13 protein-coding genes are annotated in these 11,789 nt (G+C 35.5%); 10 read left to right on the plus strand and 3 right to left on the minus strand.

Annotated elements, in window-relative coordinates:
* The first annotated feature begins 46 nt into the window (after positions 1-46).
* The 9 genes from V7K76_RS18770 to V7K76_RS18810 all read left to right on the plus strand — a co-directional run bounded on the left by V7K76_RS18770 (position 47) and on the right by V7K76_RS18810 (position 9,065).
* Entirely contained in the window at positions 47-994 is a 948-nt protein-coding gene (locus V7K76_RS18770; protein ID WP_335029946.1) for a glycosyltransferase family 2 protein, read from the plus strand.
* Positions 991-1,578 carry an acyltransferase gene (locus V7K76_RS18775; protein ID WP_335029931.1) on the plus strand — a complete coding sequence of 196 codons (588 nt, stop codon included), beginning with the start codon at positions 991-993 and terminating at the stop codon, positions 1,576-1,578. The genes V7K76_RS18770 and V7K76_RS18775 overlap by 4 nt, the downstream gene beginning before the upstream one ends.
* Positions 1,579-1,618: 40 nt before the next feature.
* The gene (locus tag V7K76_RS18780; RefSeq protein WP_335029932.1) at positions 1,619-2,446 is read left to right on the plus strand and encodes a methyltransferase domain-containing protein; all 828 of its coding nucleotides are present in this window, start codon (positions 1,619-1,621) and stop codon (positions 2,444-2,446) included.
* Positions 2,443-3,693: a glycosyltransferase family 4 protein gene (locus V7K76_RS18785; protein ID WP_335029933.1), complete on the plus strand. Its 1,251-nt coding sequence runs from the start codon at positions 2,443-2,445 to the stop codon at positions 3,691-3,693. Before V7K76_RS18780 ends, V7K76_RS18785 begins: the two co-directional genes overlap by 4 nt.
* Positions 3,678-4,850, plus strand: coding sequence for a hypothetical protein (locus tag V7K76_RS18790; protein ID WP_335029935.1), 1,173 nt, complete (start codon positions 3,678-3,680; stop codon positions 4,848-4,850). Before V7K76_RS18785 ends, V7K76_RS18790 begins: the two co-directional genes overlap by 16 nt.
* A complete protein-coding gene (locus tag V7K76_RS18795; RefSeq protein ID WP_335029936.1) occupies positions 4,847-5,569 on the plus strand; it encodes an FkbM family methyltransferase in 723 nt (240 codons plus the stop codon). Before V7K76_RS18790 ends, V7K76_RS18795 begins: the two co-directional genes overlap by 4 nt.
* Positions 5,570-5,576: 7 nt before the next feature.
* Complete coding sequence (locus V7K76_RS18800; RefSeq protein WP_335029937.1) at positions 5,577-6,419, plus strand: glycosyltransferase; 843 nt, start codon at positions 5,577-5,579, stop codon at positions 6,417-6,419.
* Positions 6,420-6,766: 347 nt separating this feature from the next.
* A complete protein-coding gene (locus V7K76_RS18805; protein ID WP_335029938.1) occupies positions 6,767-7,735 on the plus strand; it encodes an NAD-dependent epimerase/dehydratase family protein in 969 nt (322 codons plus the stop codon).
* A 103-nt stretch (positions 7,736-7,838) separates the two neighbouring features.
* The gene (locus tag V7K76_RS18810; protein WP_335029939.1) at positions 7,839-9,065 is read left to right on the plus strand and encodes a glycosyltransferase family 4 protein; all 1,227 of its coding nucleotides are present in this window, start codon (positions 7,839-7,841) and stop codon (positions 9,063-9,065) included.
* On the opposite strand, the gene V7K76_RS18815 is transcribed toward V7K76_RS18810, so the two are convergent.
* Entirely contained in the window at positions 9,046-9,240 is a 195-nt protein-coding gene (locus V7K76_RS18815) for a hypothetical protein (RefSeq protein WP_335029940.1), read from the minus strand. The two genes, V7K76_RS18810 and V7K76_RS18815, sit on opposite strands and share 20 nt — an antisense overlap.
* A gap of 10 nt (positions 9,241-9,250) precedes the next feature.
* Here V7K76_RS18815 and V7K76_RS18820 point away from each other — a divergent pair, with 10 nt between their 5' ends.
* The gene (locus tag V7K76_RS18820) at positions 9,251-10,000 is read left to right on the plus strand and encodes a class I SAM-dependent methyltransferase (protein WP_335029942.1); all 750 of its coding nucleotides are present in this window, start codon (positions 9,251-9,253) and stop codon (positions 9,998-10,000) included.
* A 77-nt stretch (positions 10,001-10,077) separates the two neighbouring features.
* Here V7K76_RS18820 and V7K76_RS18825 read toward each other — a convergent pair whose 3' ends face one another.
* Positions 10,078-10,695, minus strand: a complete 618-nt coding sequence (locus V7K76_RS18825) for a YdcF family protein (RefSeq protein ID WP_335029943.1) — start codon at positions 10,693-10,695, stop codon at positions 10,078-10,080.
* Between the two features lie 343 nt (positions 10,696-11,038).
* Positions 11,039-11,593, minus strand: a complete 555-nt coding sequence (locus V7K76_RS18830) for a Uma2 family endonuclease (protein WP_335029945.1) — start codon at positions 11,591-11,593, stop codon at positions 11,039-11,041.
* Positions 11,594-11,789 lie beyond the last annotated feature (196 nt).

Below are 11,789 nucleotides of genomic sequence, written 5' to 3' on the forward strand. Positions count from 1 at the left end.
TATCTTTAACCTTTTTATATAGTTAGAATTGTGGAAGAATTTTATGATGAAGACACCTATTGTATTTATAATTTTTAATCGTCCTGATCCAACAACTAAAGTATTTGAAGCAATTCGTAATGCTAAACCACCCAAATTATTCGTAATTGCTGATGGTCATCGTGCTGAACGTTCTGGTGAATCTGAAAAGTGTCAAGCTACCCGTGAGATTATCAAGCGAGTTGATTGGGATTGTGAGGTATTAACCAATTACTCTGATGTTAATTTAGGTTGTAAGCAGCGCGTTTCCAGTGGATTAGATTGGGTATTTGATCAGGTTGAAGAAGCAATAATCCTCGAAGATGATTGTTTGCCACATCCCACTTTCTTTCAATTTTGTGAAGAATTACTAGATAAATATCGAGATGATCGGCGAATTATGGCTATAACAGGTTGTAATTTTCAGTTTGGTAGGGTTCGCAATCAAGATAGTTACTATTTTTCACGCTATAACCATTGCTGGGGTTGGGCATCTTGGCGACGAGCATGGCAATACTCCGATATCGAAATGAAGCTTTGGTCAAAAGTTAATAACGAGGGCTGGTTAAAAGACTTACTATCAGACGATTCTACAGTAAAATATTGGACAAATATTTTCCAATCGACCTATGAAGAGAAAATAAATAGCTGGGCTTATGCTTGGACTTTTAGCTGTTGGATTCAAAATGGCTTAACGATTATTCCTAACGTAAATTTAGTGTCTAACATTGGATTTTCTCCAGCAGCTACTCATACTATTAACAAAAATAGTAGATTTGATAATATGCCAATAACACGTATAGATTTTCCTCTTCAACATCCTACTTTTCTGATTCGCAATGAGATAGCAGATGTATATACTCAAACTAATAATTTCTATGACAATAGGATTTTGGTTAAAATCTTCAAAAAAATAAAGTATTCCTTACAAGTATTCAAAAAATTACTAATTGATTTTCAAAATAGAGGATTATGATAATACTCCAATTATTAAAATATTTAATTCAATTACCTAAAAGTTATATAAGTCGGACACTCAAAAATCTATATATCCAGTGCAGAAACCCAAATGTTGTAATAGATTTTCCAGTAATATGGCGCTATGATAATTACAATGTAATCAAAATTGCTTCAGGAGTTTATATAGGAGCGTTTTCACAAATTATTGTATTAGAGAAAACACCTTACAGTAAAGTTTCAGGAAGCTTGACTATTGAAGAACATTCAATAATTGGTGCATGGGCTAATATCCGTGCTGGTGGTGGTGAAATATTTATTGGACGTAATTCTATGCTTGCCCAGCATGTATCACTGATTGCAGCTAATCATATTATTTCAAATCAAAAGCCGTATCGAGATTTATCTTGGGATGAATCTAAAACAGGTATTTACATAGATGAGAATGTATGGATTGGTTCCGGTGTCACAATTCTTCCTGGATGTAAAATTGGTAAAAATTCAATTATTGGAGCAGGAAGCGTAATTACAAAAAATGTTCCCGCAAATGAAGTATGGGCTGGTATTCCAGGGAAAAAGCTCAGAAGTCTTGATATTCAATAACCTTACGAAGAAAACCTTTTAAACAATTAGAGGAATTACGATGATGAGATTGAGCAGTAATGGACTTATATATAATCCTTCACATAAAATTGAAGAAATTATTTCAAATTATCCACAATCATCAATATCACTTGAAGAACTTTGGCAACTGATGGATGAAGTTTGGGATTATTTAGAATGCGATGCTATTAATATTAATATAGAAAAAATAAACTTATTTTATAGTCACCCAATTTGGTTATTGAATGGTTTATTCATTGAAAAAGATGAGATTTCCATACAACAAAAAAGTGCAATTGCTAATTGGATTTATGCAAGAAATAATGAAATTATTTCGATTGTTGATTACGGGGGTGGTTTTGGTACACTTGCGCGTTTAATCGCAGAGAAACACACAGATTTAGTTATTGATATTTATGAACCGCATCCCAGTCAAATTGCTATTAATGAAACCAACACATATACTAACGTCAACTTTATTAATTCATTAAATCGGCAGTATAATTGCTTAGTTAGCACCGATGTGCTAGAGCATGTCGTTGACCCTTTAAGTTTATTAGCAGAAATGATTAAAAGTGTTGAATTAGGTGGGTATTTAATAATTTCTCACTGTTTTTACCCAGTAATAAAATGTCATTTACCTGCAACTTTTCATCTACGCTATACGTTTACTCAATTCGCAAAAGTTATGGGACTAGATGTTATTGGACCTTGTACAGGTAGTTTTGCAACTGTATACAAAAAGTCTAAAGAACAGTCAATTGAATGGAATAAAATCCGCGCATTTGAAAAATTTTCAAAAGCTTTGTTCCCATTTTTTTGGATTGCTGCTGTTAGTTCTAGAGGTTTGAGGAAGAGAATAAAATGAAGCCCTTACTCCTCAGTACTTATGATATTTTTGGAGGTGCCGCTCGTGCAACTTACCGCTTACACAAAGGCTTACAAAATATCGGTGTATCCTCACAAATGCTGGTACAAACTAAGCATGGTGATGATGAAACGGTTATTTCTCCGACAACAAAACTAAGTCAAGGCATTGGCAAATTAAGACCGACTTTGGATACACTGCCATTACAATATTATCCCCATCGTCAGCGCTCTTTTTACTCTATTCAGTGGCTTCCAGATACTCTTGCTACCAGAGTAAGGCAACTACAACCAGATATTATTAATCTTCATTGGGTTGGCTTTGGTTATTTACAAATAGAAAGTTTTGCTAGATTTGCAAAGCCTATAGTTTGGACACTTCACGATATGTGGGCATTTACTGGTGGATGCCACTACAGCGGAGATTGCAATAAATATACAGAATCCTGTGGTAAATGCCCTCAGCTTAATAGTAATCTAGAAAAAGACTTGTCACGTTGGGTGTGGCAACGCAAGCTTAAAGCATGGAAAAACTTAGATCTTACTATCGTAACGCCTAGTTATTGGCTAGCAAAGTGTTCTGGTGCTAGCTCTTTACTTCAAAACGCGAGAATAGAAGTTATTCCTAATGGAATTGATACTGAGATTTTCAAACCAGTGCAGCGTTTCATCGCACGCACTATCCTTGGGTTACCTCAAAATAAGCGACTGATTTTATTTGGTGCGATTGAGCCGACCAGCAATATCAGAAAAGGCTTTCATTTACTACAGCCAGCCCTAAAGAAGCTTAGTCAGAGTGATTGGGTAGATCAAGTCGAATTAGTTGTGTTTGGAGCATCTAAACCCAAGAATGTGCCGGATTTTGGGTTTAAATCAAACTATTTAGGTAAATTAAATGACGATATCTCTTTAGCATTAGTTTATGCAGCAGTAGACTTATTTGTAGCTCCTTCACTAGAGGATAACTTACCTAATACCATTATTGAATCCTTAGCTTGTGCTACTCCTTGTGTCGCTTTTAATATTGGGGGAATGCCTGATATGATTGAGCATCAGCAAAATGGCTACTTAGCTCAACCGTTTGATGTAGAAGATTTAGCTAGAGGAATTACTTGGGTATTAGAGGATGTGGAGAGATGGCAGAAATTATGCGATCGGTCAAGACAAAAAGTTGAGCAACAATTTACTCTGCAAATACAAGCTATGAACTATCTATCTTTATATAAAAATATATGTCAGAGAAGTTAACAATAAAGTATTTACTGTTACAACCTTGGTTTTCCGCACCTGGACACCCAGCTCAAAGCTTGATTAGGACTTATCGTGCTATTTATGATTATATTCAGCCTGAAGTTATTGTTTATAAATCACATACAGACCATCACACACAGATACTTGAGGAATATATTTATGAATCTAATGCTTCTACTATTACTGATTGGAGATTGCAAAAAGTATTTAAAGATCTATTAGCTGCGGGTACAGTTGCACTCGTTATATATATATCGAAACATTACAATAACCCCCAAAATTTATCTATTTTCTTTCTTGATTCTAACTTATATATTCTTTCTTTTATTCTTCGTTTATATCCAATCAAACCCCAAAGGCTTAATGTTCTATGCATGGTTGCACCAGATTTCTATCAAAGAAATAAGTTTTCATCACTAACCAAGTGGTTTCTCGTCAAGAAGTTGTTTTCACTTCCTTTTTTTTACTTATATTTACGTACTCCAGAACTTGCCAAAGCGTGGCAGGAAGAATTGCCAGAATATGCTGATAAAATTCAATACTTGCCATCACTTGAGTTGTATGGCAGCAAATTTCATCATACATCCAAAATTTCAAATGCTTGCCAGATTAAAAAGTTTGTGGTGGCAGGTCAAATAAGACCTCAAAAATCGGTAGATATTCTTTTTACATTGTTTGATAATTGTCAACTAAATATAGGGTATTTGAAGATTGCAGGAAAAATAGTTGGCTCGGATTTATCTCATAAATTATCTCAAAAAAAATCACATAATGTTACTATTATCGATCAGTTTTTATCTGAAGATCAGATGAAAGATATTTTAAGCGATTGTCATTACAACTTAATTTTGTATACTGATGACTGGGATAATCGAATGGAGTCTTCAATGTTATTTGAATCAATGAAATATGGATGTCCAATTATAGCTTTTGAAAGAGGATGGCTAGGGAATACAGTTCAAAAGGAAAAAATTGGATGGACTATTAGGCGAGAGCAAATTGGTGAGTTATCAAATATACTAGCGAATCTACCTCATCCCGCTACAGATGAGTACCAAGCTATTCTTGATAATTTAAATAGAAGTCACAATATTTGGTCGTCAGCAGAAATAGTTCATATCTTTCTAAATAAACTAGGTTGGGACAAAATATGAAAATTTATTCAACTGTAAAGAATTTACTTGACGGTTTCTCTGATGTTCCTACCTTTTGGGAAAAGATTCTTCATCCAAATATGGTTTCATTCACTCTTTGCAAAAACCTGCGAGCCTTCGCAAAGAGTGAAGAAGGATCAAAAATTGACACTATATTTGATGTAGGAGCAAATGAGGGACAGTTCGCTTTTATGGCTAGATACTGCTGGTCTTTAGCAAACATCTATTGCTTTGAACCAGATGCTAGAGCTTATGAGCGTTTAACTGTTAATCACAACCATGATACTAAAATAGTATGTCATAATTTTGCGCTTGGTGAGGTGGCAAAGAATGTGGCACTTAACCTTGGGAGTGATAGTGCTCAAAACTCAATTTTAACAGATAGTACATGTGAATCTATAGGGCAAATAGAAATTCCCCTTAAAACGCTGGATGAACTATATTCTAATTCTGATTTATCCAACTCTCTTTTGAAAATAGATGTTCAAGGGTATGAGTTACAGGTTTTAAAAGGAGGTATTTATTGTCTTAATTACTTTAGCTACATTCTTGTTGAAATATCTTTTGCGCCAATATTTAAGAATGGACCAGATTTAGATGAAATATGGTCTTTTTTTAAAAATCATAATTACTTATACGACAGAGTTATGGATCAATACAAATGCCCAAAAACTCAGAAAATAGTTCAAATGGATGTCCTTTTCAGAAAACAATTATAATAAACTTATGAAAGTATCAATTATTGTTCCAAATCGGAATTATGCAAATTTTTTGCCTGTTTGTCTTGACAGTATTGCTAGCCAGACTTATCAAAATATAGAAGTTCTTTTAGCAGATGGTAGTTCAGAGGATGGTAGTTTAGGTATATTAGAAGACTATTCTAGACGTTATGACTGGAAAATTTTTAGCCTAAGTGATAAGGGTCAAGCCGATGCTATTAACAAGGGTTTATCCATCGCTACAGGGGATATACAGTGTTGGCTCAACTCTGATGATTATTTCTTATCTAACAAAGCTTTGGAAAAGGTAGTAGAAATATATCAAGAATTCTCTGATCTAGATGTTGTAAGTTTAGGAGGTTATTATACAAATGAAAATGGTTACTGGTTAAGACCAGTTCTTTTAAATACCCACCCATTACAACGCCAAACTGATATTGCATTTAGAGGTGCATTTCTTCAGCCTGCGACATTTTGGAAACGCCATGTTTTTGAGGAGCTAAATGGATTAGATTCAACATACAGGTTTTCATTTGATTCACACTTTTTAATTCGAGCAGGGCAAAGATTTAATATGCTTCTAGACCAAAATATTAAAATTTCTGGTTATAGATTACATGGTAGTAATTTATCAGTAGGTGTTAAGCCGGAGAGAATTAAAGAGCTAGCCGAATTTAATCGTTACTTTTTTGGTTTCGGGTTTCGCTATTTATATCTAAACTTTATAGCAGCAATTGTAAGTTTTATTTGTTTATTCCCTAATGCAATTAGTAAAAAAATCAATTATGTAATATACTTGATTAGCAATTTAGCAAGTTTTTTGTCTTTATATAGGATTCCATCCATATAACATCTCAAGTTCCACATCTATAAATTTAGTGAGATAAGAAAAACAACTAAAAACTTAAATGTAAGCTTGTAATTGACTAAAGTCAACTATACAACCAATCACCATCCTCACCCAATACTTCCAACCCCACTTAGTAACCACCTCCCAACTAATCACCGACCTAGCCAAAGGACTCTTCCATCTTGGCTACACCGTCAACATCTTCACCGAAACCCAATCCCAACAAACCACCCCAAAATCATTAAACCAAATCAACATTAACCGATCCTTTTCCCCGTCAGATCCAGCATCAGCATTCTCTCACCCTAATTTTTTAGTTCTGTAACCAATTGTTTATACAAAATATTATGTCTAAAATACTTATTACTGGAAGCTCTGGTTTTATTGGTACAAGTTTGACTTCATATCTTATTAATAATAAATATGAAGTGTTGGGAATTGATAAACAATTACCAACGGATAAAAGTCATGAACCATATTTTTTGAGATGCGATATTTTAGATGCCGAAAATTTAGAAAAAGTCATTCAAGAATTTTCACCAAATGTTATACTGCATCTTGCAGCTCGTATAGATTTAGATGAGAAATATGACATTAAAGGTTATGAAGCAAATATTCAAGGAGTCGAGAATCTAATTAATACTATTCGTCGAACCTCTAGTGTTAAGCGATGTATTTTTACCTCTTCTCAACTTGTATGTAAAGTAGGGTACATTCCTAAAGACGAATTTGATTATGCTCCACATACACTTTATGGAGAGAGTAAGGTTTTAACAGAAAAGATTGTTCGAGAACAAGATGGAGGAGGTGCTGAATGGAGTCTTGTACGTCCTACTACTGTGTGGGGTCCGGGGATGAGTCCTCATTATCAAAATTTTTTAAAAATGATTGAAACAGGACGATATTTCCATGTCGGTAAAAGACCACTTTATAAATCCTATAGCTACGTAGGCAACATTGTATATCAGTACCATAAGCTTATGGAAGCTACTACCAGTCAAATTCATCGCCAAACTTTCTATTTAGCTGATTATGAACCAATTTCTCTTCGAGAATGGGTAAATGCTTTTCAGATCGAATTTGGAGCCGATCCCATCCGAAGTTATCCTGAAGGGATTGTTAATTTTCTCGCTCACATTGGTAATTTAATTAACAACTTTGGATTTAAAAGTTTTCCTTTTAATACGTTCCGCCAAAATAATATTTTGACTGAGTATGTTTTCGACCTTTCAAAGACAAAAGAAGTTTGTGGACAGCTTCCATATACAACTGAACAAGGTATTAAAGAGACCGTAAAATGGCTACTTTCAAAGTAATCTATTTTTGTGAGATATTTCAGAGCAAGTTTAAATCAAAAGGTTTGATTAGGTGGAAAATAAAGTTTACTCATTAATACAAGTGAATCGATTAAATACTAAAATGAAAGAAGTTACCATTATCTCTGAATATTTCTTTCCTAGTCAATCTGCCACCTCCCAACTAATCACCGACCTAGCCAAAGGACTCTCCCATCTTGGCTACACCGTCAACATCTTCACAGGAACCCAAACCCAACAAACCACCTCAAAAACACTAAACCAAATCATTGTCCAACGTTCCTTCTCCCCCATCAAATCCAACACCAGCATCCTCAGCAAAATTAGCAGTTCCTTCTTCTTCCTCACCAGTGCTTTCACCTACATCACTCTCCACCAACCAGCAAAACTCCCCCTCCTCATTGCCTCTAACCCCCCCTACGCAGGCATACTAGGCATATACTTCAAACTCCTCAAAAGCGGCAAATATCACTTCCTCCTCCAAGACATCTTCCCCGAATCAGCCGTCATGTCAGGAATCATGCAACCCAACAGCATCTTATTTAAACTCTTTAACAAACTAATTTATCTTACCTGCAAAAACTCAGAAAACACCATAGTTCTCAGTAGCTCCATGCAAGCTTACCTAGAACAAAAATATCCAGATATCAAAACCAAAATTAAAATCATCGAAAACTGGGCAATTGAAGATATTCCTGTTGTCAGCAAACAAGAAAATGATTTTGCTAAACAGCATAAACTTGATGAAATATTCACAGTTTTATATTCAGGTAATCTGGGGAGACTTCATGATATTGAAACAATTACTGAAGCAGCTAAAATACTGAAAGATGAGCCTATTAAATTTGTCTTTATTGGTGACGGGGCAAAAACTAAAATAGTCAAACAAGCAATTGAGAATTATCAGCTAAAAAACATTCTCCTATTACCCTACCAATCTAGAGAATTACTTCCCCTATCCCTGACCGCCTGTGATCTCTCCCTTGTCAGTCTTGTTCGTGGTGTAGAGTCGATTATTGCGCCCTCTAAACTTTACGGAATGCTAGCAGCAGGACGGGGAATTATTGCTGTGTCTACACCAAATTCATATATTGATAAACTTTTAACAACTTCTGGTTGTGGTATTAACACCCCTCCCAATAATCCAGAAAACCTTGCTAAGTTAATTAGTGAATTAGCTAATGACAAAGTAAAAGTTAAGATAATGGGTGAAAAAGCATGTCAACTTTATAAAAATAGATATACATTCCAGCGTGCTTTGGAGGAATATCAACAAATTTTATTTGAAGATGATATTGACAAAAAAATGATTATTTCAAATGTGGATTAAAATTTGCTTCTGTTCGCCCAACGAAAACCCACAAAAACGATCGCCCACAATCACGCAACACCCGCACCAATGATTCTGATGGTTGATTTTGAGAAACTACAGCCACAGGTGTAACCACAATCCCCTGGCTACCCAAAACAATAGTTGCTAGCCCTATTCCAAGTAAATTACTCACAAAAAAATATATGAATAATGAAGAAATTCGGCAATTAAACAATCAACAGTTGCAAGAATTTGATCAGGAATATGTTGGAGATTTAGAATGGAAAACAATTCAAACTTTAATAGAACATAATTTTAACGGGCAACGATTTTCTTTCCTCGATATTGGTGGTGGCAATGGAATATTTACCGATAGAATATTGCAAAAATATCCTGAATCAGTTGGTACTATCATTGACAACGCTAATGTTCTCTTAGAATTAAATAAACCTCACATAAGAAAAACATTGTTGTTAGCTTCTGTAGAAGAATTAAATAATATTTTTCAAGAACAGACAAAATTTGATTTGATATTTTTTAATTGGTCACTTCACCATTTTGTAAAAAGCTCTTATTCTGAAACGCGAAGAATCCAATATGAAGCACTAATTTACGCTCGTAATTTATTATCTGAAAATGGTTATATTTCTATTTTTGAAAATATATACGATGGTATAGTTTTTACAAAATTACCGAGTTACCTTATATTTTATTTAACATCTAGTAAAATTCTAGCTTCTACTATGAAAAAAATGGGTGCGAATACAGCAGGTTGTGGGGTTTGTTTTTTATCAAAAGCACAATGGGAAGACACAATAACCAATGCTGGATTAATTGTTTCCCAATATACAGATTATGAAAAATGGAAAGATATCAATATTATGCGGAGGATTTTCCTACATATTGGACCAGTTCGTCATGGACATTTTTTATTAACCAAGAAAGAGAACTAGTAACTGATTTAATTTCTCTAGTCAAATTAATCGCCAGATTGTTTAATTATGAAAGCTTTAACATTTTTTCCTCAATTTTATTTGGATGGTTGAGTCTCAGTTTTAGAATAAAATTGCTCAAAAGGAAATAATTTTAAACGTGGATTCAAACTAGCTCCAGTTCTTCCAACAAAAATCCACAAAAACGATCGCCCACAATCTCGCAACACTCGTACCAATGATTCTGATGGCTGATTTTGAGAAACTACAGCCACAGGTGTAACCACAATCCCCTGGCTACCCAAAACAATAGTTGCGATCGCACTTGCCCGCCTCATGTGATAATCTGACGTAATCAAATAAATATGCTGTAACCTCTGGTGAGCAAAATCTCCCGCCAAAGTCGTGAAATTAGTTACAGTATCCGTTGCTCTACCATCCAAATGCAACTTTGCATCAGGAACACGATACTGTAAAAACATCCGGCGATTAGCATCTAAATTCCAACCAAAATCAGAAACCCAAATATCTAAATTCTGGTGAGACTGCCAAAATTGCGCCGCAAACCTCATCCGCTCAGAAGCACCCCCCAACACAAAAATAGCCTGTGGTACTGGGGTTTGATGAAAAGCGATCGCAATCCTCACAGGTATAATGCTAGTTAACAGAAGTGCGATCGCTAAAACCCACTTTACCAATTTCAACTTGCGTTTCATTTCATATATAGCAAGGGACTGGGGACTGGGTGAAAAGTCTTTTTGTGTCTAAGTTTTAGAGACCTCCACAAAAAGAAATGCCCAATTGTCATTGCGTTCGCCCCTGGCGTTCCCGAAGGGTATGGAGCGTTCGCGGTAGCGTCTCGTAGAGAAGCGAAATGAAGCAACCGCAAAATCTTGGGATTGCTTTGCTACACTCCGTTTCGTACCCTGCGGGAACGCCAAGGGCGAACGCAATGACAGCTTTTGGATCAATCATTCTGTGGAGTTCTCTTATCATCTGTTGATGTCCTAATCACCTTGGCTGTTGCTATAATCTTAAAAACCCAAGCGAAAATAAAAATCAGCCTACTTTCAACCAGCCAAAAACCTGCTCGACGGTCAAATCAAGCGTTAAAAATTCAGGAATCGGAAGAGTATCGTTACCAGTCAACTCCACAGGTTCTCGTCCAGGAATAAATACTAAAATTATTCGGTCTTCAGGGTCAATTAACCATCCCAACTTAGTACCATGTTTGAGACAGTGCAAAATATTACTAATAACTTTAGTAGCTTTCTGGTCGGGTGAAAGAATTTCTACTGTCCAATCAGGATAAATTTTAAAGGCATTGGGTACTTCACCATCTGCATCAAAAGGAATTCGCTGCCAAAGAAACACGCTAGCGTCTGGAACAATCGAGCGTCCAGCAAAAGTGCAACGCAATTCTGGGAAAGCTAGGGCAATTTTCGCTGTTTCTGCAACATTATTAACTACATCACAAAACTTCAGTTGCAAGCGCGAATGTTTACCTTGAGGCATAAGTTTTTGGGAAACACAACCATTTATAAATTCACTGGCTGGCTTAGTTTCCGGCAGTTTGAGAAATTCTTCGAGAGTCAAAGAGGTTGCTGTTGTCATCGCTTTGATGAAACGAAAAATCTCCAGTCTTTTAATATTTTATCCTTTGTAGGCACTTAGGAAACACCAAAAATAATTTATTTGTTTGAGTCGATGGGGGATAGTCGGGTAAGGTTTGAGCGTCACCGCTCTCCCCTCCCCTAAGAACCGTGCATAAGACTTTCGCACTTACACGGCTCAAGCCTTACTTCAAGCG

This window comes from Nostoc sp. (genome assembly GCF_036917975.1).
In the GTDB taxonomy this organism is placed as follows: Bacteria; Cyanobacteriota; Cyanobacteriia; order Cyanobacteriales; family Nostocaceae; genus Nostoc.